19 protein-coding genes and 1 pseudogene are annotated in these 24303 nt (G+C 71.0%); 13 read left to right on the top strand and 7 right to left on the bottom strand.

The features are described from left to right. From ABFX81_RS19500 to ABFX81_RS19480, 5 genes and pseudogenes are all read left to right on the top strand, one after another. Positions 1-593 (top strand): annotated as a pseudogene (locus tag ABFX81_RS19500) (alpha-1,4-glucan--maltose-1-phosphate maltosyltransferase); the annotation flags it as partial. Continuing rightward, complete coding sequence (gene treS / locus ABFX81_RS19495; RefSeq protein ID WP_086842804.1) at positions 590-2290, top strand: maltose alpha-D-glucosyltransferase; 1701 nt, start codon at positions 590-592, stop codon at positions 2288-2290. The pseudogene ABFX81_RS19500 and the gene treS, both read left to right, overlap by 4 nt. 190 nt (positions 2291-2480) lie before the next feature. After that, positions 2481-3923: a maltokinase N-terminal cap-like domain-containing protein gene (locus tag ABFX81_RS19490; protein ID WP_086842802.1), complete on the top strand. Its 1443-nt coding sequence runs from the start codon at positions 2481-2483 to the stop codon at positions 3921-3923. Between the two features lie 31 nt (positions 3924-3954). Next, positions 3955-6828, top strand: a complete 2874-nt coding sequence (gene glgB, locus ABFX81_RS19485; protein ID WP_086842800.1) for a 1,4-alpha-glucan branching enzyme — start codon at positions 3955-3957, stop codon at positions 6826-6828. A gap of 82 nt (positions 6829-6910) precedes the next feature. Continuing rightward, entirely contained in the window at positions 6911-7357 is a 447-nt protein-coding gene (locus ABFX81_RS19480; protein WP_346138364.1) for a hypothetical protein, read from the top strand. 19 nt (positions 7358-7376) lie between these two features. On the opposite strand, the gene ABFX81_RS19475 is transcribed toward ABFX81_RS19480, so the two are convergent. The 4 genes from ABFX81_RS19475 to ABFX81_RS19460 all read right to left on the bottom strand — a co-directional run bounded on the left by ABFX81_RS19475 (position 7377) and on the right by ABFX81_RS19460 (position 11044). Continuing rightward, positions 7377-9608 (bottom strand): HelD family protein, encoded by a 2232-nt coding sequence (locus tag ABFX81_RS19475; RefSeq protein ID WP_346138386.1) that lies wholly within the window; start codon positions 9606-9608, stop codon positions 7377-7379. Between the two features lie 172 nt (positions 9609-9780). Beyond that, positions 9781-10095 (bottom strand): thioredoxin domain-containing protein, encoded by a 315-nt coding sequence (locus tag ABFX81_RS19470; protein ID WP_086842808.1) that lies wholly within the window; start codon positions 10093-10095, stop codon positions 9781-9783. Then, positions 10092-10505 carry a MerR family transcriptional regulator gene (locus tag ABFX81_RS19465; protein WP_086842794.1) on the bottom strand — a complete coding sequence of 138 codons (414 nt, stop codon included), beginning with the start codon at positions 10503-10505 and terminating at the stop codon, positions 10092-10094. The genes ABFX81_RS19470 and ABFX81_RS19465 overlap by 4 nt, the downstream gene beginning before the upstream one ends. A gap of 29 nt (positions 10506-10534) precedes the next feature. Next, entirely contained in the window at positions 10535-11044 is a 510-nt protein-coding gene (locus tag ABFX81_RS19460) for an Lrp/AsnC family transcriptional regulator (RefSeq protein WP_236711598.1), read from the bottom strand. Between the two features lie 45 nt (positions 11045-11089). Here ABFX81_RS19460 and ABFX81_RS19455 point away from each other — a divergent pair, with 45 nt between their 5' ends. Together ABFX81_RS19455 and ABFX81_RS19450 are read left to right on the top strand one after the other, a co-directional pair. Beyond that, entirely contained in the window at positions 11090-12004 is a 915-nt protein-coding gene (locus tag ABFX81_RS19455) for an NAD-dependent epimerase/dehydratase family protein (RefSeq protein ID WP_086842806.1), read from the top strand. A gap of 1 nt (position 12005) precedes the next feature. Continuing rightward, positions 12006-12896 (top strand): aldo/keto reductase, encoded by an 891-nt coding sequence (locus ABFX81_RS19450; protein WP_086842792.1) that lies wholly within the window; start codon positions 12006-12008, stop codon positions 12894-12896. Between the two features lie 6 nt (positions 12897-12902). Here ABFX81_RS19450 and ABFX81_RS19445 read toward each other — a convergent pair whose 3' ends face one another. Both ABFX81_RS19445 and ABFX81_RS19440 read right to left on the bottom strand, forming a co-directional pair. Then, positions 12903-14396, bottom strand: coding sequence for an AAA family ATPase (locus ABFX81_RS19445; protein ID WP_086842789.1), 1494 nt, complete (start codon positions 14394-14396; stop codon positions 12903-12905). 40 nt (positions 14397-14436) lie between these two features. After that, positions 14437-16101 (bottom strand): DHA2 family efflux MFS transporter permease subunit, encoded by a 1665-nt coding sequence (locus ABFX81_RS19440; protein WP_086842787.1) that lies wholly within the window; start codon positions 16099-16101, stop codon positions 14437-14439. 109 nt (positions 16102-16210) lie between these two features. Here ABFX81_RS19440 and ABFX81_RS19435 point away from each other — a divergent pair, with 109 nt between their 5' ends. Next, positions 16211-16828, top strand: a complete 618-nt coding sequence (locus ABFX81_RS19435) for a TetR family transcriptional regulator (protein ID WP_086842785.1) — start codon at positions 16211-16213, stop codon at positions 16826-16828. 115 nt (positions 16829-16943) lie between these two features. On the opposite strand, the gene ABFX81_RS19430 is transcribed toward ABFX81_RS19435, so the two are convergent. Then, on the bottom strand, positions 16944-18338 hold the full coding sequence (locus tag ABFX81_RS19430) for a cation:dicarboxylate symporter family transporter (RefSeq protein WP_086842783.1): 1395 nt from the start codon (positions 18336-18338) through the stop codon (positions 16944-16946). A gap of 177 nt (positions 18339-18515) precedes the next feature. Here ABFX81_RS19430 and ABFX81_RS19425 point away from each other — a divergent pair, with 177 nt between their 5' ends. The 5 genes from ABFX81_RS19425 to ABFX81_RS19405 all read left to right on the top strand — a co-directional run bounded on the left by ABFX81_RS19425 (position 18516) and on the right by ABFX81_RS19405 (position 24185). Further along, positions 18516-20204 (top strand): ATP-binding protein, encoded by a 1689-nt coding sequence (locus tag ABFX81_RS19425; RefSeq protein ID WP_346138363.1) that lies wholly within the window; start codon positions 18516-18518, stop codon positions 20202-20204. Continuing rightward, complete coding sequence (locus ABFX81_RS19420) at positions 20201-20896, top strand: response regulator (RefSeq protein ID WP_346138362.1); 696 nt, start codon at positions 20201-20203, stop codon at positions 20894-20896. The genes ABFX81_RS19425 and ABFX81_RS19420 overlap by 4 nt, the downstream gene beginning before the upstream one ends. Before the next feature lie 130 nt (positions 20897-21026). After that, entirely contained in the window at positions 21027-22394 is a 1368-nt protein-coding gene (locus ABFX81_RS19415; protein WP_086855159.1) for an extracellular solute-binding protein, read from the top strand. 16 nt (positions 22395-22410) lie between these two features. Continuing rightward, complete coding sequence (locus ABFX81_RS19410) at positions 22411-23340, top strand: ABC transporter permease subunit (protein ID WP_086855160.1); 930 nt, start codon at positions 22411-22413, stop codon at positions 23338-23340. A 5-nt stretch (positions 23341-23345) separates the two neighbouring features. After that, on the top strand, positions 23346-24185 hold the full coding sequence (locus tag ABFX81_RS19405) for an ABC transporter permease subunit (RefSeq protein ID WP_086855161.1): 840 nt from the start codon (positions 23346-23348) through the stop codon (positions 24183-24185). The last annotated feature ends 118 nt before the right edge of the window (positions 24186-24303 follow it).

The following is a 24303-nucleotide window of genomic DNA, read 5'->3' as shown; positions in this document are numbered from 1 at the left end:
CCGACATCCTGCACGCCTACCTCCAGCACGGCGGCCGCCCCGCCTTCGAGGTCCGGGCCGTCCTCGCCGCGACCCTCGCTCCCACCTGGGGCATCTACTCCGGCTACGAACTGTGCGAGAACACCCCGCTCAGGGAGGGCGGTGAGGAATACCTCGACTCGGAGAAGTACCAGCTCAGGCACCGCGACTGGGAGGCCGCCGAACGCGAGGGACGCACCATCACCCCGCTGCTCACCAGGCTCAACACCATCCGCCGGGAGAACCCGGCCCTCCAGCAGCTGCGCGACCTCCACTTCCACCACGCGGACCAGGAGGCGGTGATCGTCTACTCGAAGCGGAAGGGTTCGAACACGGTTCTGGTGGTCGCCAACCTCGACCCCCACCACACCCAGGAGGCGACGGTCTCGTTGGACATGCCGCAACTCGGCCTGGACTGGCACGAGTCGGTGCCGGTGCGCGACGAGCTCACCGGCGAGACCTATCACTGGGGCAGGGCCAACTACGTGCGCCTCGAACCGGGCCGTAGGCCCGCGCATGTCTTCTCGGTTCTGCGACCGTCCACCCCGCAGATCGGAGGGTCACCCACAACATGATCGTCAACGAACCCGTGCCGGACACCTTCGAGGACACTCCCGCCAGGGACCGGGACCCGGAGTGGTTCAAGCGCGCCGTCTTCTACGAGGTGCTCGTCCGCTCGTTCCAGGACAGCAACGGTGACGGCGTCGGTGACCTGAAGGGCCTGACCGCGAAGCTCGACTACCTCCAGTGGCTCGGCGTCGACTGCCTGTGGCTGCCGCCGTTCTTCAAATCCCCGCTCCGGGACGGCGGCTACGACGTCTCCGACTACACCGCCGTGCTGCCGGAGTTCGGTGACCTGGCCGACTTCGTGGAGTTCGTCGACGCCGCCCACCAGCGCGGCATGCGGGTGATCATCGACTTCGTCATGAACCACACCAGCGACCAGCACCCGTGGTTCCAGGAGTCACGCAAGGATCCCGACGGCCCCTACGGCGACTACTACGTGTGGGCGGACGACGACAAGCAGTTCCAGGACGCGCGGATCATCTTCGTCGACACCGAGGCCTCGAACTGGACGTACGACCCGGTCCGCAAGCAGTACTACTGGCACCGCTTCTTCTCGCACCAGCCGGACCTCAACTACGAGAACCCGGCCGTGCAGGAGGAGATGATCTCCGCGCTGAAGTTCTGGCTGGACCTGGGCATCGACGGCTTCCGGCTGGACGCGGTGCCGTACCTGTACCAGGAGGAGGGCACCAACTGCGAGAACCTCCCGGCCACGCACGACTTCCTGAAGCGGGTGCGCAAGGAGATCGACGCGCAGTACCCGGACACGGTGCTGCTGGCGGAGGCCAACCAGTGGCCCGAGGACGTCGTCGACTACTTCGGCGACTATCCGAGCGGCGGCGACGAGTGCCACATGGCCTTCCACTTCCCGGTCATGCCGCGCATCTTCATGGCCGTACGGCGCGAGTCCCGCTACCCGGTCTCCGAGATCCTGGCCAAGACCCCGGCCATCCCCTCGGGCTGCCAGTGGGGCATCTTCCTGCGCAACCACGACGAGCTGACGCTCGAGATGGTCACCGACGAAGAGCGCGACTACATGTGGGCCGAGTACGCCAAGGACCCACGGATGCGCGCCAACATCGGCATCCGGCGCCGTCTCGCCCCGCTGCTGGACAACGACCGCAACCAGATCGAGCTGTTCACGGCCCTGCTGCTGTCGCTGCCGGGCTCGCCGATCCTGTACTACGGCGACGAGATCGGCATGGGCGACAACATCTGGCTCGGCGACCGGGACGCGGTGCGCACGCCGATGCAGTGGACACCGGACCGCAACGCGGGGTTCTCCTCCTGCGATCCGGGACGGCTGTTCCTGCCCACGATCATGGACCCGGTCCACGGCTACCAGGTGACGAACGTCGAGGCGTCCATGGCCTCGCCGTCGTCGCTGCTGCACTGGACCCGCCGCATGATCGAGATCCGCAAGCAGAACCCGGCCTTCGGCCTCGGCTCGTACACCGAGCTGCCGTCGACGAACCCGGCGGTCCTGGCGTTCCTGCGGGAGTACGAGGACGACCTGGTGCTGTGCGTGAACAACTTCTCGCGTTTCGCGCAGCCCACGGAGCTCGATCTGAGCGCCTTCGAGGGGCGGCACCCGGTGGAGCTGTTCGGCGGGGTCCGTTTCCCGGCGATCGGCGAGCTGCCGTATCTGCTGACCCTGGCGGGTCACGGTTTCTACTGGTTCCGGCTGCGCAGGGACACCCTGTGAGGCCTGAGACGGCCTGACGAGGCCTGAATTGCGGGGCGGGACGCAAACCCCCGTGGCGGGGCGTTTCTCCCGCCCCGCCCGGGGCACGCATCAGTAACACCCCGCCCACCCGCGTGAGCCGGAGGGGCGCCGCCGGCACCTGCTGAAGGCCCCGGAGGCGCACCAATCATGGGTGAAAGGACGCGACGCCATGTCGGAAGCCGTCACACGCACCGTCACCACCCCGCCCGGCCTCCTTGCCTCCCTCGATCCGCTGCTGCGGGAGTGGCTGCCGCGCCAGCGCTGGTTCGCGGGCAAGGGGCGTCCGGTCACCGGGTTCACGCTGGTCGAAGCCACCGAGCTGCTCCCGGCCACGGGCAAGCTCGGCCTGTACCACCTGCTCGTCCGCGCCCATCAGCCGCTCGTGCCGTCCCATGGCGCGCCCGGCCATCCCGGCGACTGCTACCAGCTGTTGATAGGCGTGCGCGAGGCGCTGCCGCCTCGGCTGGCGCCCGCGCTGATCGGACACCTGTCGACGGGGCCGCTGGCCGGCCGGACGGCCTACGACGCCCTGCACGACGCCAGGCCCGCCGAGCTGCTCCTGGAGGCGCTGCGCACCCAGGCCCGGATCGGCGGGCTTCGCTTCGAGCGGGACCTCGCCCAGGACATCCGGTCCGGTCTGGTGCCGCGCGTGGTGACCGCGGAACAGTCCAACTCGTCGATCGTCTACGGAGATACGTTCATCCTGAAGCTGTTGCGCCGGATCGTCCCCGGGGTCAACCCGGACCTGGAGCTGCCGCTGGCGCTGGCGCGCGAGGGATGCCCCCGGGTGCCCGCGCCGACGGCCTGGATGGTCGCGGACGTCGATCCCACGGCGGACCCGGTGATCTCGGGAGGCCCGGCCGACCTGGCCGGCGAGCCGTATGTGCTGGGCGTGCTCCAGCCGTTCGTGCAGGGCGCCTCCGACGGCTGGGAGCTGGCGCTGCGCGAGCTGGCCAAGGGCGAGGACTTCGGCGCCGAGGCGCGCGCGCTGGGGCGGGCCACCGCCGAGGTGCACACCGCCCTGGCCCGGGCGCTGCCGACGGTCACGCTCGGTCACATGCAGCTCCAGCTCATGGTGGACGGCATGATCGAGCGGCTGGAGGCGGCCGTCCAGGCGGTGCCCGCGCTGCGGCCGTACGCCGACGGGCTGCGCTCGGCGTTCACGGCGCTGGGCGATCTGGCCGCGGAGGGCCGCACCTGGACCGCACAGCGCGTGCACGGCGATCTGCACCTCGGGCAGTGCCTGCGCTCGCCGGCCGGCGAGTGGAAGCTGATCGACTTCGAGGGCGAGCCGGCCCGGCCGCTGGCCGAGCGGCGCATGCCGCAGCCGCCGGTGCGGGACGTCGCCGGCATGCTGCGCTCCTTCGACTACGCGGCCCGCTCGGCCGATCCGCCCCAGCCGGACTGGGCCGAGACCTGCCGGTCCGCCTACTGCTCCGGGTACGCGGAGGCCTCCGGCCTCGATCCGCGCACCGACCCGGTGCTGCTGCGTGCCTACGAGACGGACAAGGCGATCTACGAGGTGGTGTACGAGGCCCGGCACCGGCCAGACTGGCTGCCGGTGCCCCTTGCCGCCATAGACCGGCTCGCCTCGTCCGGCCACCTGACCTGACTGACCCACCTGCGTCCTGGAGGCTCCGCCCGTGACCCCCCGCCCTGAGTCCAGCGGTTCCCGTCCCAAGGGGACGGCCGGGGACAAGATCCCCGAGCAGCCCACGGCCGCCCAGAAGAAGAGTGCCGCGAAGAAGACGGCGGTGCCGAAACAGGCGGCGGCCAAGAAGGCGACGGCCCCCGCGAAGAAGGCCGCCGTCAAGAAGACGGCCGCCACGCAGTCACCCGCGACGAAGGCCACGGCCAAGAAGGCGGCCCCGGCGAAGGCGACCGCGAAGAAGGCCGCCGAGAAGAAGGCCGTCGCGAAGAAGGCGGCTCCTGAGAAGGCCACCGCGGCGAAGGCGGCAGCCGAGAAGGTGGCGGCGACGAAGGCCACGGCCGGGAAGACGGCCGCGACGAAGACGACCGCGAAGAAGGCCACAGCCACGAAGGCCGCAGCCAAGAAGGCCGCAGCCAAGAAGGCCACAGCCACCAAGGCGACGGCCACGAAGGCGGTCGTCAAGAAGGCCACGACCAAGAAGGCGGTCGCCAAGAAGGCCACGACGGCAAAGGCGGCAGCCACCAAGGCCACCGCCACCAAAGCAACCGCCGCCGAGCCTCCCGCCAAGAAGGCCCCCGCGAAGAAGGCCACGGCCAAGAAGGCCACCGCAGGAACGGCCACCGCGGGGAAGGCCACCGCCGACTCCGCCCAGAACGTCCCGCCGGAGATGGAACTCGCCGTCTCGCCCGCCGTCGGCTCGGCGGACCGGGACCGGCTGCTCAACGGCACGCATCACAACCCGCACTCCGTGCTCGGCGCACACCCCGTGCCCGGCGGGATCGCGTTCCGGGCGTTCCGGCCGTACGCCCTGGCGGTGACCGTCGTCGCGGGCGAGGTGCGGGCGGAGTTGCAGGACGACGGGGCGGGGTTCTTCTCCGGTCTGCTGCCGCTGCGGGAGGTCCCGGAGTACCGGCTGCTCGTGGAGTACGAGGGGACGGTCCTGGACACCGAGGACGCCTACCGTTTCCTGCCCACGCTGGGCGACCTCGACCTGCACCTGATCGGCGAGGGCCGGCACGAGGAGCTGTGGACGGCGCTGGGCGCGCACCCGATGACCCACCAGGGCGTGACCGGCACCCGGTTCGCGGTGTGGGCGCCGAACGCACTCGGCGTGCGCGTGGCCGGCACCTTCAACTTCTGGGACGGCACCGGCCACGTCATGCGGTCGCTGGGCTCGTCGGGCGTGTGGGAGCTGTTCCTGCCGGACGTCGGCGAGGGCGAGCTGTACAAGTTCGAGATCACCCGCCCCGACGGCTCGAAGACGATGCGCGCCGACCCGCTGGCCCGCCGCACGGAGGTGCCGCCCGCGACCTCGTCGGTCATCACGTCCTCGGGGTACGAGTGGGGCGACGCCGAGTGGCTGGCCCGGCGCGCGGAAGCCCCGGCGCACGAGGCACCGTTCTCGGTGTACGAGGTGCACCTGCCGTCCTGGCGGCCGGGACTGACCTACCGTCAACTGGCCGAACAGCTCCCGGGGTACGTGAAGAACCTGGGCTTCACGCACGTGGAGCTGATGCCGGTCGCCGAGCATCCGTTCGGCGGCTCCTGGGGCTATCAGGTCACCGGCTTCTACGCGCCGACGGCCCGGCTGGGCACGCCCGACGACTTCCGGTACCTGGTCGACGCGCTGCACCGGGCCGGTGTCGGCGTGCTGATGGACTGGGTGCCCGCGCACTTCCCGCGCGACGACTGGGCGCTGGCCGAGTTCGACGGCCGGCCCCTGTACGAGCACGCGGATCCGCTGCGGGCCGCGCACCCCGACTGGGGCACGCTGGAGTTCGACTACGGACGCAACGAGGTGCGCAACTTCCTCGTCGCGAACGCCCTGTACTGGTGCGAGGAGTTCCACATCGACGGGCTGCGCGTGGACGCGGTGGCGTCGATGCTCTACCTCGACTACTCGCGCGAGCCGGGCCAGTGGACGCCCAACGAGCACGGCGGCCGGGAGAACCTGGACGCGGTGGCGTTCCTCCAGGAGATGAACGCGACGCTCTACCGCAGGGTGCCCGGCGTGGTCACGATCGCCGAGGAGTCGACCGCCTGGGACGGCGTCACCCGGGCCACCCACCACAAGGGCCCGAGCGGCTTCGGCGGGCTCGGGTTCGGGCTGAAGTGGAACATGGGCTGGATGCACGACTCGCTCCAGTACATGAGCCACGAGCCGGTGTACCGCAAGCACCACCACCACGAGATGACGTTCTCGATGGTGTACGCGTACAGCGAGAACTACGTCCTGCCGATCTCCCACGACGAGGTCGTGCACGGCAAGCGCTCCCTGGTGTCGAAGATGCCGGGCGACTGGTGGCAGCAGCGCGCCAACCACCGGGCGTACCTGGGCTTCATGTGGGCCCACCCCGGCAAGCAGTTGCTGTTCATGGGGCAGGAGTTCGCCCAGGGCGCCGAGTGGTCCGAGGCGCACGGCCCGGACTGGTGGCTCCTCGATCCGGGCTACGGGGCCGAGGCCGAGCACCGGGGCGTGCGCGACCTGGTCCGCGACCTCAACACCGTCTACCGCGCGACTGAGGCGCTGTGGCGGCTCGACACGGACCCGGCCGGTTTCGAATGGGTGGTCGGGGACGCCGCCGACGACAACGTCCTGGCGTTCCTGAGGCTGGACCCGGAGGGCAACCCGCTGCTGTCGGTGTCCAACTTCGCGCCGGTCGTCCGCCCCGACTACCGCCTGGGCGTGCCCGAGGACGTCCCCGCCTGGCACGAGGCCGTCAACACCGACGCCGCCGCCTACGGCGGCAGCGACGTCACCAACCCCGACCCGGTCAAGCCGGAGGCCCAGCCGTGGCACGGCCGCCCGGCGAGCATCCGGCTGACCCTGCCACCGCTGTCGACGGTGTGGCTGCGCCCGGCGTAGGCGGCCTGTGACACCGCTGTGACGGGAGGTGTGGCTTCCGTCACAGCCCGTCCGGTCCGGGCCTGGTGGGGTGGCGGCATGCGTGCCACCCCACTCACCGGACGGCGGCGGTGAGCTCTTGAGGCTGCTCCCGGTCTTCCTCGGGCTCGTCGTCGGCTGGGTCGCGCTGCGCGGGCTGCTGGCGCATCCGCTGCTGCCGCTGTGGGTGCGGACCTCGGTGTTCTGGGCGGTTCCGCTCGGCGCCGTCACGTGGATGTACATCATGGCCGCGGACGACTACGTGCTGTTCCCCGATACGGCTCCCTGCCCCAGGGAGCCGTATCGGGAGGGCGTCATCGGCAGCGGCAGGGTGTCGGGCGTCTCCACGCCGTTTCCGCCGCGCGCCTACTGCGCGTGGGAGGACGGCACCGTCTACGACCTCGCACCCGGGGCCGAGTTCCTGTTCTGGGTCTTCTTCGCCCTGACGGTCGTCCCCCTCGCGGCCGGACTGTGGCACGCCCTGCGGGATCCGAAGTCGCTCCTCCGGTAGGCGCGTTCCGCCAGGCGGGCTACGCGAACGCCTCCGACAGGGACTCGGGCAGTTCCCCGGTGTGCAGCACCCCCAGTCGCTGGGTGGCCCGGGTCAGGGCCACGTACAGGTCGCTGGTGCCGTACCGGCCGGGCTCGACCACGAGGACGGAGTCGAACTCCAGGCCCTTGGCCTGGCGCGGGTCGAGGAGGACGACCGAGCGGGTGAGGTCCGGTTCGGCGCCCGCCGTCACGCCGTCCAGCCGGGCCGCGAGGCCGCGGTGGAGGTCGCGCGGCGCGATCACCGCGAGCCGTCCCTCGTCAGGGGTGAGCTCCCCGACCGCCTTGGCGACGGCGCCCGGGAGGTCGTCGGTGGCCCGTGCCCAGGGGCGTACGCCCGTGGAGCGGACCGAGCTCGGCGGTTCGAAGTCCGGCTGCTCGGCGCGGACCACGGCCGCGGCGACGTCCATGATCTCGGCCGGGGTGCGGTAGTTGACGCCCAGCCGGGTGTGCTCCCAGCGGTCCTCGACGTACGGGGCGAGGATGCCCGACCAGGAGCCGACACCGGCGGCCTCCGCCGTCTGCGCGGGGTCGCCGACGAGGGTCATCGAGCGGGTGGGGCTGCGCCGCATCAGCAACCGCCACGCCATCGGCGACAGTTCCTGCGCCTCGTCCACGATGATGTGCCCGAACGCCCAGGTGCGGTCGGCGGCGGCGCGCTCGGCGGCACTGCGGTGGTCGTCCTCCTCGTGCCGTTCGGCGAACCGCTCGGCGTCGATGATGTCGTGCGCCGACAGCACCTCGGAGGACTCGGGGTCGTCCTCCTCCTTGTCCTCGAACTCGTACGTCCGGGACGCGTACGACACGTCCAGCACGCCCTGCGCGTAGGCGATCTGCCGCTCCCGCTCGCGCTGTGCGCGCTCCCGGGCCAGCCGGTCGTCCTCGCCGAGGAGTTCGGCGGCCTCGTCGAGCAGTGGCACGTCCGCGACGGTCCAGCGCCGGGTCACCGGGCGGCGTACGGCGGCGGCGTCCTCGGCGGGCAGGAACTCCTCGGGCGCGGCGAGGAAGTCGGCGACGAGCCGCTGCGGGGTCAGCAGTGGCCACAGCTGGTCGATGGCGGTCCAGACCTCGGGGTTCTCGGCGAGGTCGTCGCGGATCTGGGTGATGTCGCTGGGGTCGAGCAGGCTGGACCCGTCGAAGGGGTCGGTGCCGATCCGCTCGGCGTACAGCTCGGTGAGGGTGTTGAGGATGTGCCCCTCGAAGTGCTCGCGGGACGCGTTGTGGGGCAGCTTCGCGGCGCGGGTGCGCTCGCGGGCGACGCCGACGAGGCCGTCGTCGAGCATGAGCACCTCGCGCTCGTGCTCGACCGTGATCACCGGGTCGGGCAGCGCCTGCCGGCTGCGCACGACCTCGGCGAGGACGTCGGCCATCTCCGCGCGGCCCTTCACGGCGGCGGCCTCCGGCGTGTCGGTGGCGGTCGCCTTCACCCCGGGGTACAGCTCGCCGACGGTCGCGAGGAGCACGCCGGTCTCGCCGAGGGAGGGCAGCACCTCGCCGATGTAGCCGAGGAACGCCGGGTTGGGGCCGACGATCAGCACCGCCCGCTTGGCGAGCAGCTCCCGGTGGTCGTACAGCAGATACGCGGCGCGGTGCAGGGCGACGGCCGTCTTGCCGGTGCCCGGGCCGCCCTCCACCACGAGCACGCCGCGGTGCGGGGCGCGGATGATGCGGTCCTGGTCCGCCTGGATGGTCTGCACGATGTCGCTCATCCGGCCGGTGCGCGCGGAGTTGAGCGCGGCGAGCAGCACGGCGTCGCCCGACGGGTCCTCGTGGCCGGTGCGGGTCTCGTCGCCGAGGTCGAGGATCTCGTCGTGCAGGTGGGTGACCCGGCGGCCGTCGGTGGCGATGTGCCGCCGGCGCCTCAGCCCCATCGGGGTGTGGCCGGTGGCCAGGTAGAAGGGGCGGGCGACGTCGGCACGCCAGTCGATGAGGACCGGTGTGCGGTCGGCGTCGTCCCTGCGCAGGCCGATGCGTCCGATGTGGTGGGTGACACCCGAGGTGAGGTCGATCCGGCCGAAGCACAGGGAGCCGTCCACCGCGTTCAGCGCGGCGAGCAGCCCGGAGCGCTCGGCCACGAGGATGTCCCGCTCGAGTCTGGCCTGCATGGGGGTGTTGCCCTGCGCGAGCGCGTCCGTGACGGAGGTCTCGGTGTCCCCGCGCAGCGCGTCCACGCGCGCGTACAACCCGTCGATGAATTCCTGCTCGTGCCGCAATTCATCGTCCGGAAATTCGGTGTTTGACAATTCCGCTCCCGCCCGGATATACTGTGCTCACTGAACTTAACTGTGGCTTCAATCGACTTGAAGTCACGAACAGACAAATATACGCAAGGAAATCCCCCGGGCGCAATTGCTCGGGGGATTTCCTCGTTTCCGGGCGCGTCGCCTACAGCACGTCGGCCAGTTCCTCCAGCAGCCGCCGCTTGGCCCGCGCGCCCACCATCGCCTTCACGGGCTCACCCCCGCGGAACACCATGAACGTCGGCATCGACAGCACCTTGTAGGCGTTCGTGGTCTCCGGGTTGGAGTCCACGTCGAGCTGCACCACCTTCAGCCGGTCGCCCTCCTCGGAGGCGAGGGCCTTGAGCACCGGCCCCATCTGCCGGCAGGGCGGACACCAGTCGGCGGTGAACTCCACCAGCACCGGCAGGTCCGCGCCGATCACCTCCGCCTCGAAGTCCGCGTCCGTCACATCGGTCACCACGTGTGCCTCCCCAGTTCGCACCGCGGCTCCGGGCCTCCCGGAGCCTCCGCCTCGGCGGCCAGCTCGGCCCGCGCCAGCTGCCGGGCGACCGTCTCCCGCACGGCCGCCAGCTGACCGATCAGGGCGTCGAGTTCGTCCAGCTTGCGCCGGTAGACCGCGAGCGAGGCCGGACATGTGTCGCCCTCGGGGTGCCCGGCCCGCAGACACTCCACGAAGGGACGCGTCTCCTCCAGGTCGAACCCGAAGTCCTGCAACGTCCTGATCTGCTCCAGCAGCTTCAGGTCGCACTCGTCGTACGTCCGGTACCCGTTGCCCTCACGCCGCGCGGGCAGCAGCCCCCGCGACTCGTAGTACCGCAGCGTCCGCGTCGTGGTCCCGGCCCGTGCGGCCAGCTCGCCGATTCGCATGCCGTCGAACGTAGTCCTTGACGCCGACGTCAAGGCAACAGCGGTTTCCGCTCCACCGGGGAGGTCAGCACGATCGACGTCGTGGTGCGGCCCAGCGCGGAGACCGCCTCCAGCACCTCCTCCAGGTGGACGGTGTCCCGGACGGCGGCCTTGAGGATCCAGCAGTCCTCCCCGACCACGTGGTGCACCTCGGTGATCTCGGGCCGTTCGATCAGCTCCAGGGTCCGGGGATGCTTGAGGTTGTAGCCGCCGTGCGGGTCCACCCGGATGAACGCCTGGATGCCGTAGCCGAGCCGGGCCGGCACGACGTGGGCGCCGTAGCCGCTGATCACTCCCGCCGCCTCCAGTCGTCGCACGCGTTCGGTGACCGCCGCGGGGCTGAGCCGGACCCGGCGGCCCAGCTCGCTGAGCTTGATCCGGCCGTCGGTCTGGAGCAGCTGGAGGATCTGCCGGTCCAGTGCGTCGAAGGCCACCGAGGTTTCGTCGGCGGCGGTGCGCGGATGCCGTGGTTCTTTCGGCGTCGCGGCCTGAACTCCCATGGTTCCCCCTTCAAGGCGTGGCTGTGCGCCAGGAGAATTATGGTCATGGAAAAGGCCCTGGAAGTCCTGGTCATCGGCGGGAACCGGTACGTCGGAAAGCGTCTGCTCGCACGGCTGCTCGCCGACGGGCACCGCGTCACGGTGCTGAACCGGGGGTCCTCCCCGCCGCCCGGCGGAGTGGAGCACGTGGTCGCCGACCGGGACGACGAGCGGTCCCTGACCGGCGCGCTCGGCGCGCGCCTCTTCGACGTCGTCGTCGACCAGGTCTGCTACACACCCCGGCAGGCGGCACTCGCCCACCGTGTCTTCTCCGGCCGCACCCGCCGCTATGTGATGACCTCCACGGTCGAGGTGTACGAGTACGAGGACTCCCCCGCCCTCGTGCGCGAGGAGGCCGTCGACCCGGCCACGGTCACCGTCGACCTCGGGCTGCCCTGGGACGACCCGGCGTTCCGGGAGGCGAACTACGGCGAGGGCAAGCGGCAGGCCGAGGCGGTCCTCGCGGCCGGCGGCCCGGCCTTCCCGTACGCGGCGGTGCGGGTGGCCCATGTGCTGGGCGGGGCCGACGACTTCACCGGGCGGCTGGCCCACTACGCCGAGCGGATGCGCACCGGCGAGCCGATCGCCGTGCCGGTGGTGAACCGGCCCGCCACCTACGTCCACGTCGAGGAGATCGGCCGGTTCCTCGCCTGGGCGGCGGGCGAGGACTTCACCGGGCCGGTGAACGCCGCCTCCCACGGGGCGCTGATCACCGGGGAGTTGTGCGAGGCGGTGGCCGCGCACGTACCGGACGGCCGGACGGTGTTCCGGCCCGTCGAGGTCGGCGAGGTCTCCCCGTTCTCCTTCCGCCGCTCCTACGGCATGGACAACGCCCGGGCCGCCCGGCTCGGCTTCACCTTCACCGACGCCCGGCAGTGGCTGCCGCGTGCCGTCGCCGAGACGCTCGGGAAGGGCGACTGACATGCGGTACAGAACACTTGGCGGACTGCGGGTGAGCGCCATCGGGCTCGGCGCGATGCCGCTGTCCATCGAGGGCCGCCCCGACGAGGAGCGCGCGCTGGCCACCGTGCACGCCGCGCTCGACGCGGGCGTGACCCTCCTCGACACGGCCGACTCGTACCACCTGCCGGGCGCGGAGCCCGGCCACAACGAACGTCTGCTGGCCCGTGCGCTGGCCACGTACGGCGGTGACACCTCCGGCGTGCTGGTGGCGACGAAGGGCGGCCGTGGCCGCCCGGCCGGCGGCGACTGGACGGTGAACGGCTCCCCGCGCCACCTCAAGGCCGTCGCCGAGGCCTCCCGCAAGCGCCTCGGGGTGGAGGCCATCGGCCTCTACCAACTCCACAAGCCGGACCCCGACGTGCCCTTCGAGGAGTCGGTCGGCGCCCTGCGCGAGCTGCTCGACGCGGGCACGATCCGGCTGGCCGGGGTGTCCAACACGGACGCGGACCAGATCCGGCGAGCGCGGGAGATCCTCGGCGGGAAGCTGGTGTCGGTGCAGAACCGGTACTCCCCCGCCGTCCGGGACAGCGAGCCGGAGCTGCGGCTGTGCGCGGAACTGGGGCTGGCCTTCCTGCCGTGGAGCCCGCTGGGCGGGCTGGCCCGCAGCTCCCTGGACGGGCCGTCGCGCACCGAGGGCAGGGCACGCCTGGCCGCCTTCCACGAGGTCGCGGCGGACCGCGGGGTCAGCCCCCAGCAGGTCGGTCTGGCCTGGCTGCTGGCTCGCTCCCCCGCCGTCGTCCCCATCCCGGGGGCGAGCCGGCCGGAGACGGCCAAAGACTCGGCGGCCGCGGCCGACCTGCGGCTCAGCCCGGAGGAACGGGCACGCCTGGACGAGGCCGCCGAGGCCTGAGGCCGGTCATTCGAGGGAGGCGTCCTCCTCCTCGTCCTCGGCGCCCCGCACCCCCAGCAGCCGCCGGGTCAGCCGGTCGTGGTCGGAGAGGAGTTCGTCGAGGGCGGCGCGAACGTCCCGTGCCTCGGTGCGGGGCGACTCGCGCTCGGCGGCGATCAGCACGGACCGGCGGACGAGTTCCTTGGTGAAGGACGCGGTCGTGCCCTCCGTGCGGGCCACCACCTCGTCGGTGATCTCCTGGCCCAGGCCGAGGCCGGAGCCGTACAGGCCGAGCAGACGGGCACGGCCGTCCGTGTCCGGCAGGGGGATCTCCACGGCGAGGTCGACGCGGCCGGGGCGCTGGGCGAGGGCCGGTTCCAGCAGGTCGGCGCGGTTGGTGGTGAGCAGGAAGGCGACGTCAGCGTCGTCGCCGAGGCCGTCCATCTCGTTCAGGACCTGGAAGAGCAGCGGCTGCTCGCCGCCGCCGTGGTCGCGGGCCTCGGCGATCAGGTCGCAGTCCTCCAGGACGACCAGCGCGGGCTGGAGCATCCGGGCCAGGGCGCAGGCCGGGCCGATGGCCTCGATGCTCGTCCCGGACAGGACGACGACCGTGAACTCGGGCAGGTGGGACAGGAGGTAGCGGATGGTGTGGGTCTTGCCGGTGCCGGGCGGGCCGTACAGCAGCAGTCCCCGGCGCAGGTGCTGGCCGGCCGCGCGCAGTTGCTCCCGGCGCCGGGCCACGCCCACGACCTGCCGCTCCACCCGCTCCAGCAGCCCGTCGGGCAGCACGATGTCGTCCCGGGTCAGTCCGGGCCTGCGGTGGAAGCGGAACGGTCCGAGGCCGGTGCCGAACTCCGAGCCCTCGAAGGACAGGATCTGCCCCCGGAAGATGTTGAGCTCGCGCACGAGCACGTCGATCTCGGCGAGCAACCGGTCGGCGAACTCCTTCTCCCCGGCCAGCACCTCGATCTCCACCTTGTTGCGCCCGTACTCGTCCTGCGGCCCCCGCAACAGCACGGCGAACCGCTCCTCGCCCTCGGACCCGAGGTAGAAGCCGCAGGAGACGCAGGCGAGTTCGGCGTCGGGCGAGACCGGCAGCTGGGCGTAGTCGACGGCTCCGACGGTGAACCGGCCGTACCGGTCGGCCGCTTCGAGGATGTCGCCGAGCGTCAGGTCACCGTGGTGCTGTGCCCCGCGCATGCCGATGAGCTCGAACGACCGCCCCTCCCCCGCGAACCAGCGCTCCAGAGCGAGATGCACGTTGGGCAGGTCGTAGGGGGGATAGGCCACCTTGACCACGGGCCGCTCCCCGGCGCCGGCCCCCAGATGCTCCCGGAGGCGTCCGGACAGATCACGGGCACCGTCGCGGTCCTGCCGCCCGGGCCGGGCCACCGCCATCAGGAACTCCTGGAACAGCTCACCGACCTGCTCCATGGACAACGGAGACGCCTCCCGCTCCGCCCCGTACCGGGCCCGGTACTCGTCCGAGCTCATGATCTCGACCTCGCCCGCTTCCCCCATGCGTCCCTCCGTACGTCAGGCCTCTTCTCGGGGCGCGGGACTAACCGACGGACTCCGACTCCCTGTCCTCGGCACCTTCGTCCACGGCCTTCCCCTTACGCGGCAGCAACACGGCCACGACCACCGTACCGACACCCAGGATCACGGCCCCGGCCAAACTGGTGTGCGCGACCGCGTCCGCGAAGGAGGACCCCACCGCGTCGGCCATCTGCCGGGCCCCGCCGGCCAACTGCTCGGCCTGCGCCCGCAGTCGCTCCGCCTGCTGCGGGTCGCTCGTGTGCGCGGCCTGCTCGGCCAGCTGCCGGGCCCGGTCCCCGATGCCCTGTGCCACGGCGTACCCGGCCCCGACGGAGTCCTGGGCCGTCTCCAGGGAGGAGCCGGGGAGCCGGCTGCCGGCCGTCGCGCCCGAGAGGTGCCCGGAGTACGACGTCGCCAGCAGCGAGCCGAGGACGGCGATGCCGAGCGAGCCGCCGAGCTCCAGCGACGTGTCGTTCACCGCGCCGCCGACGCCCAGCTCGGACTCCGGGAACGCCCCCATGATCGCGTCCGTGCAGGGCGACAGTGCCAGCCCGATCGCGAGGCCGAGCACGATCAGCGGCGCGACGAAGTCGCCGTACGACGACCCGGAGTCGACCTGGGTGAGCAGCGCGAGGGCCGCCGTACCGCCGACCATGCCGGCCGTGACGGTCCACTTCATGCCGACCCGCGGGGTGAGGTAGCCGGTGAGGGCGGAGCCCACGAAGACGGCACCGGCCAGCGGCAGCATGCGCAGGCCCGTGTCCAGGGCGTCGTAGCCGAGGACGAACTGGAGGTGCTGGGTCAGGTAGTAGAAGGCACCGAAGACGGCCAGGAAGAACAGGGCGACGGCGAGGTTGGAGCCCGCGAAGCCGCGGTCGGTGAAGCGGCGCACGTCGAGGACGGGACGCGGGTGGCGCAGCTCCCAGAGCACGAAGGCCACGAGCGCGACGCCCGCGACGACGGCCGCCGTGACCGCCTTGGTGCCCCAGCCGAAGTGCGGACCCTCGATGATCGTGTAGACGAGCGCGCCGATCCACACCACCGACAGCAGTCCGCCGCCGTAGTCGATGCGCCCGTGGTGGCCGGCCTTGGACGGCGGTACGAGGACGAGCGCGCCGACGACGGCCAGGGCGGCGACGGGCACGTTGATGAGGAACGTCGACGACCAGCCGTGGTGCTCCAGCAGCGCCCCGGCGACCAGCGGACCGGCGGCGATGGCGAGTCCGGCCGTGGCGGTCCACAGCGTGATGGCCTTGGCGCGTTCGGCGCGCGGGAAGGTCGCCGCGAGCAGGGACAGCGTGGCAGGCATGATCATCGCGGCGCCGGCGCCCATCACGGCACGCGCCGCGATCACCGACTCGGCGCTGCCGGCGAGGTAGCCGGAGACGGCACCGCCGGCGAACACGACCAGCCCGAGGACGAGCGCGCCCCGGCGGCTGTACTTGTCGCCTATCGCGCCGAGCAGCAGCATCAGCGCGGCGTACGGGACGGTGTAGCCGTCGATGACCCACTGGAGGTCGGCGCTGGACAGGCCGAGGTCCTCGGTCATGTCGGGCGCGGCGACGGTGAGGGCGGTGTTCGCCATCACGATGATCAGCAGACTCAGGCAGAGCACGAGGAGCGCCCACCAGCGCCGGGCGTAGGGGCGGTCCATCCTCTCGGCCGGTTCGGTCATGACGAGTCGCATGGCAGGGGTCGCCTTCCTCACTGACTTGCACAGGGGTGTGCATTTGCACAACACTGTGCAATGTACGTCGTTGCACACCGCTGTGCAAATCGATGGGGGAAGGGGCACAATGGCGTCCATGACCACGGGCACCACCAGCCGCGCCGACGCCAACCGGCGCCGCATCCTCGACGTCGCCCTCGGCGAGCTGCTGCGCGACCCCGACGCGTCCATGGACCAGATCGCACGCGCCGCGGGCGTCGTACGGCGGACGGTGTACGGGCACTTCCCGAGCCGCGAGGCGCTGATCAGCACGCTCGTCGACGAGGCGGTCCAGGCCCTGTCGGCCGCGCACGCGGCGGGCCGCGAGGGCGTGCAGGACCCGGCGGAGTCCGTGGCCCGCTCGGTGCTGGCGGTGTGGGAGCTCGCCGACCGCTACCGGCTGCTGATCGCGCTCGCCCAGCGCACGGTCACCATGCAGGGCATCAGGGAGCGGCTCACCCCGGTCCGGGAGGCCGCCACCGCGGTCCTCCGGCGCGGCCTCGACGAGGGCGTCTTCAGCTCACCGCTGCCCGCACCGGCCCTGGCCTACGTGCACGAGCAGATGCTGGTCGCGCTGATGGAAGCGGTGAACGACGGACTCGTGGCAGCGCGAGAGGCGGGCCGCTGCGCCGCGGTCACTGTGCTGACCGCGGCGGGCGTGCCCGCCCCTAGGGCCACCGAGCTGGTGGCGAAGCTGAACGATTGATCTTGTCTGCGTACGGATGGTCGTACGGATGGTCTTCCCTGCGTACGGACCGGGCGGCTGAGCGACGGGGGGACACTCAGCCGCCCGGAGTCTCGCGGGGCGCGGCGCGGGGCCGTCAGGCCTTCGCCAGCTCCTTCTCGCCGCCCTGCTCGGGCACCTCGGCGTGCTCCTGGGCCGGACCGCCGTGGCCGTCGTCCAGCAGCGTCTTCTCGTCGAAGGGCAGCTGACCGGCGAGGACCTGGTTCACGCGGTCCTTGTCGATCTCCTTCGTCCAGGTGCCGATCAGCACGGTGGCCACGGCGTTGCCGGCGAAGTTGGTCAGGGCACGGGCCTCGCTCATGAAGCGGTCGATGCCGACGATGAGGCCGATACCGTCCACCAGGGCCGGCTTGTGCGACTGGAGACCACCGGCCAGCGTCGCGAGGCCCGCGCCGGTGACACCGGCGGCGCCCTTGGAGGCGACCAGCAGGAAGAGCAGCAGCGGGATCTGCTCGCCGATCGACATCGGCGTGCCCATCGCGTCGGCGATGAACAGGGACGCCATGGTCATGTAGATCATGGTGCCGTCGAGGTTGAAGGAGTAGCCGGTCGGGACGGTGATGCCGACCACCGGCTTGCTGACGCCCAGGTGCTCCATCTTCGCGATGAGCCGCGGCAGCGCGGACTCGGAGGAGGAGGTGGAAAGGATCAGCAGGAACTCACGGCCCAGGTACTTGAACAGCGTGAGGATGTTCAGGCCGGAGATCACGCGCAGCAGGATGCCGAGCACGATGAAGACGAAGAGGAAGCAGGTGACGTAGAAGCCGAGCATCAGCACGGCGAGGCTCTTGAGCGCGTCCAGGCCGGCGGAGCCGGTGACGGCGGCGATGGCACCGAAGGCACCGATCGGGGCGGCCCACATCACCATGGCGAGGATGCGGAAGACGAGCCGCTGGATGTGCTCGATACCGCGCAGGATCGGCTCGCCGGCCGAGCCCATGCCCTGGAGCGCGAAGCCGGCGAGCAGGGCGATCAGCAGGGTCTGGAGGACCGACTCGTTGGTGAAGGCGGAGACGATCGTGGTCGGGATGATGCCCAGCAGGAAGTCTGCGGTGTTCGTGGTGGCCTCGGGGTCGACCTGTGCGTGACCGGCCTCCTTGACCGCGTCGGTCATCGCGAGGCTCGAGCCCGGGTCCAGGATGTTGCCGACGACCAGGCCGATGCTCAGCGCGACCAGCGACATCACCATGAAGTAGCCGAGGGCGATACCGCCGACGGCACCGACCTTGGTGGCCTTACGTACCGAGCCGATGCCCAGCACGATGGTGCAGAAGATGATCGGCGAGATCATCATCTTGATCAGGTTCACGAAGCCGGTCCCGATCGGCTTCAGCTCGACAGCGAAGTCGGGTGCGGCCAGACCCACCGCGATACCGGCGGCGACCGCGATGATCACCGCGATGTAGAGATAGTGCGTGCGGTCCCGCTTGGCTTTTGGTGCGGCAGGTGCCGTATCGGCTGCGCTGGTCACGGCGGCCCTCCTTGACGACGTCGTCGGCATCACCGGCGTGCGGCTCACGTCCGGGGAAAAGGGAGCGGGGCTCCCGGAGATGCGTTATGGGGAATGCCGTGACTATGTCCTGCTGTGTGAGCGCGGTCACCCTTCCGTTCATATAGTTCACAATCAGCCACGAGGCAGACTGACGACATGCGCTTCTCCGTCCCCGGTCCCCGCAGTCTGGCGGGCCAGCTCTTCGCCATGCAGGCCGTCCTGATAGCGGTCGTCGTGGCCGGATACGCGCTGTTCACTTACGCCAGTGACCGCAGCCAGGCCGAAGAGGCGGCGACGCGCCAGGCCAGGGCGGTGGCGCGATCCGTCGCCGACTCCCCTTCGGTGCTTCAGGCGGCCCGCACCTCCGACCCGACCGCCGAGCTCCAGCCGTACGCGCTGAAGGTCATGCGGGACACCGAGGTCGACTTCATAACGATCATGGACCCGCGGGGCATCCGCTGGACGCATCCCGACCCGGACCAGATCGGCCAGCCCTTCCGGGGCCATACGGCGAAGGCTCTGAAGGGCGAAACCTTCGACGAGACCTACACCGGCACGCTCGGCCCCTCGGTCCGCGCGGTCACCCCCATCCAGGACGGCAAGGAGATCGTCGGCCTGGTCAGCGCGGGCATCCGGGTCGAGGAGATCACCCAGCGGGTGCAGGACCAGCTCACGGCCCTGCTCGGCGTCGCGGCCGGCGCGCTGGTCCTGGGCGCCGTCGGCACCTACGTCATCAACGCCCGGCTGCGCCGCCACACCCACGGCATGAACGCGGCCCAGCTCAGCCGGATGCACGACTACCACCAGGCCGCCCTGCACGCCGTGCGCGAGGGGCTGCTGATGCTGGACGGGCAGTACCGTGTGGCGCTGATCAACGACGGAGGGCGCGAGTTGCTCGGCGTGGCCGGGGACGTGGTGGGCAGATCGGTGGCGGAGCTGGGGCTGCCCGCCCCGCTGACGGGCGCGCTGCTGGCCTCGGAGCCGCGGGTGGACGAGGTGCATCTGACGGCGTCGCGGGTACTGGTGATCAACACCTCGCCGGTGTCGGGCGGTGAGCGGCGCGGTACGGTCGTCACCCTGCGCGACGTCACCGAACTCCAGTCACTGATGGGCGAGTTGGACTCCGAGCGGGGGTTCACGCAGGCGCTGCGATCGCAGGCGCACGAGGCGGCGAACCGGCTGCACACGGTCGTCTCGCTGATCGAGCTGGGCCGGGCGGAGGAGGCGGTGGAGTTCGCGACGGCCGAGCTGGAGCTGGCGCAGGCGTTGACGGACCAGGTCGTGGCGGCGGTGAGCGAGCCGGTGCTGGCGGCGCTGCTGCTGGGCAAGACGGCCCAGGCGAACGAGCGGGGCGTGGAGCTGATGGTGTCGGAGGACAGCAGCCTGGACGACGGTCTGCTGCCGGAGTCGCTCCCGTCGCGGGACCTGGTGACCATCCTGGGCAACCTGATCGACAACGCCGTGGACGCGGCACAGGGCAGCGTGCGGGCGCGGGTGACGGTGGCGGCGTACACCCAGGACACGGAGGATCCCGAGGCCCTCGATGACGCCCCGGAACTGGTGCTGCGGGTCTCGGACACCGGCCCGGGCGTGGATCCGGAGCACGCCGAGGCCGTCTTCCAGCGGGGCTTCTCGACCAAGCCGGCGGGTCCGGGCGGCCGGGGGCTGGGGCTGGCCCTGGTGCGTCAGGCGGTACAGCGGCACGAGGGGACGCTGTCGGTGTCGGAGGCCGACGGGGGCGGGGCACAGTTCGAGGTACGGCTGCCGCTGCGGGAGTCGGGGGCGGTGGCCGGGGGCGTGACATCCAGGACCTCGGTGTCCAGAGGCGCTGGAGGCTACGCATGACGAGCGACATCACCCCCGAGAGGGACATCCGCGTCCTGGTCGTCGAGGACGACCCGGTCGCCGCGGACGCGCACGTGATGTACGTCGGCCGGGTCCCGGGCTTCGTCGCCGTGGGCAAGGCGCACACGGGCGCGGAGGCGCGCCGGGCCCTGGAGCGCACGCCCGTCGACCTGCTCCTGCTCGACCTGCACCTGCCGGACGTGCACGGACTGCAACTGGCGCGGTCCCTGCGGGCGGCCGGCCACCACGCGGACGTGATCGCGGTGACGTCGGCGCGCGATCTGGCGGTCGTGCGCGAGGGCGTCTCGCTCGGAGTCGTGCAGTACGTCCTGAAGCCGTTCACCTTCGCGACCCTGCGGGACCGCCTCGTGCGGTACGCCGAGTTCCACGCGGCGGTCGGCGAGGCGAGCGGCCAGGACGAGGTGGACCGGGCGCTGGCGGCCCTGCGCGCCCCGGGCCCGGCGGCCCTGCCGAAGGGGCTGAGCGCGCCGACGCTGGAGCGGGTGACGGTGGCCCTGCGCGACAGCGCGGAGGGCCTCACGGCCGCCGGTGTGGCGGAGACCGTGGGCATCTCCCGCATCACGGCCCGCCGTTACCTGGAACACCTGGTGGACGCGGGCCGCGCGGCCCGCCGCCCGCAGTACGGCACGGTGGGACGACCGGAGTTGCAGTACCGCTGGGTCACGGGCTAGTGACGCCTCGTCAGCCGGCTGGCCGCGATCGAACCGGCGCACACGCATTGACCTGACTAGACCACTCAACTTAGGTTCACCACGCAGCCGTCCCGGCCACAAAGAAGTGCGTCCGTAGGAGGTTCGTGCCGTGCGCCCCACCGCCGCTTTCACACCTCTCCTCGCCCTGGCCCTCGCCGCGACCGCCCTCACCGCCTGCGGTGGCGGTTCGGGCAGCGACCCCGACACCGTGAAGGTCTCCTTCAAACAGTCCACGGACAACTCCATCAAGGTGATGGACACCTATCTCGCGGACATCAAGCAGCAGTTCGAGAAGGCCCACCCCGGCAAGAAGGTCGAGCTCGTCCCGATCAAGGCTCCGGACTCGGAGTACTACACCAAGCTCCAGCAGATGCTCCGCTCCCCCAAGACCGCCCCCGACCTGGTCTACGAGGACACCTTCCTCATCAACTCGGACATCACCAGCGGCTATCTCAAGCCCCTCGACCCCTACCTCGCCAAGTGGCCGGACTGGAACCGGTTCATCGACACGGCGAAGGCGGCGGCCAAGGGCGAGGACGGCAAGACGTACGGCGTCCCCGACGGCACCGACACCCGCGGCCTCTGGTTCGACAAGGGCGTCTTCGCCAAGGCCGGCCTGCCCGCCGACTGGCAGCCGAAGACCTGGAAGGACGTCCTGACCGCGGCCCGCGCCATCAAACGGAAGGTCCCCGGCGTCATCCCGCTCAACGTCTACACGGGCAAGCCGGTCGGCGAGGCCGCCACCATGCAGACCTTCGAGATGCTGCTCTACGGCACGAACGACGGCCGCACGGACCCCCTCTACGACAAGGCGAGCAAGAAGTGGATCGCCGGCGGCCAGGGCTTCGAGGACGCCCTCGCCTTCGTCGAGACGGTCTACAAGGAGAAGCTGGGCCCGGACGTCTCCGACGCGCTCGACCCGAACGTCATGACCCGGGTCCGCGGCGAGTGGCTCCCGAAGGGCAGGCTCGGCATCGCCCTCGACGGCTCCTGGCTGCCGCAGGACTGGCTGCCCGGCAGCGGCCACGAGTGGCCCGAGTGGTCGGAGAAGCTCGGCCTCGCCGCCATGCCCACGCAGCACGGCCAGGCGCCCGGCAAGGTGAGCATGTCCGGCGGCTGGACCTGGTCGATCCCTGCCAAGGCCGGCAACCCCGACCTGGCCTTCGAGTTCGTCAAGACGATGCAGACCAAGGCCAACGCGCGGAAGTGGTACGTCGCCAACTCCGGCATCGCGGTCCGCGAGGACGTGGCGAAGGACCCCGGATACGCCACCGCCCAGCCCGGCACCGAGTTCTTCACCGACCTGGTGCGGCACACCCACTACCGCCCCGCCTACCCGGCCTACCCCAAGGTCTCCACGGCCATCCAGGAGGCCATGGAGGGCGTGACGACGGGTGACATGTCGGTGGACGAGGCGACGGGCGGCTACGTGGACGCCCTGAAGGACGCCACGGACGACCAGGGCGTCGAGCGGTAGGCGGCGGTACGCCGGGATGGCCACCACAGCACCGCACACCGACCTCGGAAAGACGCCCGGCCCCACGGCTCCCCTCCGCCCCCGGCGGGGCCCGGGCGCGCTGGTCCGGGCCCTGCCCCTCACCCCCGCCGTCGTCCTCCTGCTCCTCTTCCTCGCCGGCCCGATCGCCTACTGCGTCTACATCGCCTTCTCGGACCTCCAGCTCACCGGCCAGGCCCAGGACTCGTTCGTCGGCTTCGAGAACTTCACCCGGGCCTTCGGGGACGAGGCGTTCCTGAACGCCGTATGGCTGACCCTGGTGTTCACGGTCCTGTCGTCCCTCATCGGGCAGAACACGCTCGGCCTCGCCCTGGCGGCGCTGATGCGGCGCGCGTCGAAACCGGTCCGCACGCTCACCGGCGGCATCGTGGTGACCGCCTGGGTGCTGCCGGAGGTGGTGGCCGGCTTCCTCCTCTACGCCTTCTTCCGCCGCGAGGGCACCCTGAACGCCATCCTGGACTGGCTCCACCTGCCCTCCCAGAACTGGCTGTTCACCCTCCCGATCCTGGCGGTGTCCTTCGCCAACGTCTGGAGGGGCACGGCCTTCTCCATGCTGGTCTACTCGGCCGCGCTGAACGAGATCCCCAAGGAGATCACCGAGGCCGCCGAGGTCGACGGGGCCGGCGGCTGGCGCCGCATGTGGCACATCACCCTCCCCATGATCCGCCGCTCCATCGGCACGAACCTGATGCTCAACACCCTCCAGACCCTCTCGGTCTTCGGGCTGATCTGGGTGATGACCAGGGGTGGCCCGGGCGGAAGGAGCCAGACGCTGCCGCTCTTCATGTACGAACAGGCCTTCCAGAACAGCCTGATCGGCTACGGCACGGCGGTGGCCCTGCTCCTCCTCCTGGTCGGCTCCCTCTTCTCCCTCGTCTATCTGCGCCTGCTGCGGACGGAGGTCTGACCCGCATGGCAGTCACACTGGCCTCCCGCCGCAGGAGCCGCCGCCTGGCGGCGGACGCGGGCCTCCTGGCGGTCGCCGCGGCTTTCGTACTCCCCCTGGCCTGGGTGGTCCTGTCCTCCCTGGACCCTCACGCCGACCTCCGCGTCAAGGCGCCCGACGGCCTCACCCTGGACAACTTCGACGCGATCCTGACTCCCGAGATCACCTTCACGCCATTGCTGAACAGCCTGATCCTGTGCGGCGGCGCGACGCTGCTGACGGTGGTCTGCGCGGCCCTGGCGGCCTACCCGCTGTCCCGCTTCCACTCCCGCTTCAACCGCCCGTTCCTGCTGACGATCCTCTTCGCGACGAGCCTGCCGATCACGGCGATCATGGTCCCGGTCTACGCGCTCTTCGTCCGGGTGGACCTGATCGACACCATGCAGGGCACGATCTTCTTCTTCGCCGCGTCCCAACTGCCGTTCGCCATCTGGCTGACGAAGAACTTCATGGACGGCGTACCGAAGGAACTGGAAGAGGCGGCCTGGACCGACGGGGCCTCGTCCCTCCAGTCCCTGATCCGGATCGTGCTGCCCCTGATGGGCCCGGGCGTGGCCGTCGTGACGGTCTTCTCCTTCGTCATGATGTGGGGCAACTTCTTCGTCCCCTTCATGCTCCTGCTGACACCCGACCAGATGCCGGCCTCCGTCAGCATCAACGACTTCTTCGGGAACCGGGGGATGGTGGCGTACGGGCAGCTGGCGGCGTTCTCGATCGTCTACTCGACCCCGGTGATCCTTCTGTACGTCCTGATCGCCCGACGCCTGGGAGGGGGCTTCGCGCTGGGCGGGGCGGTGAAGGGCTGACCCAGGCTGTTGCTGGGGCCGGGTGGGTGCGCAACTCGGCGCGACGAGGTGCCGCTGCGCCCACCCGTGCCGCCCTGGGGGTACCTCCCAGGCCCCTAAGGCACTGGGGGAGGCACGA

Source organism: Streptomyces coeruleofuscus (assembly GCF_039532725.1).
GTDB lineage: Bacteria > Actinomycetota > Actinomycetes > Streptomycetales > Streptomycetaceae > Streptomyces > Streptomyces coeruleofuscus.
Note: the sequence above shows the minus strand (reverse complement) of the source record. Positions and strands in the feature narration are given on the sequence as shown.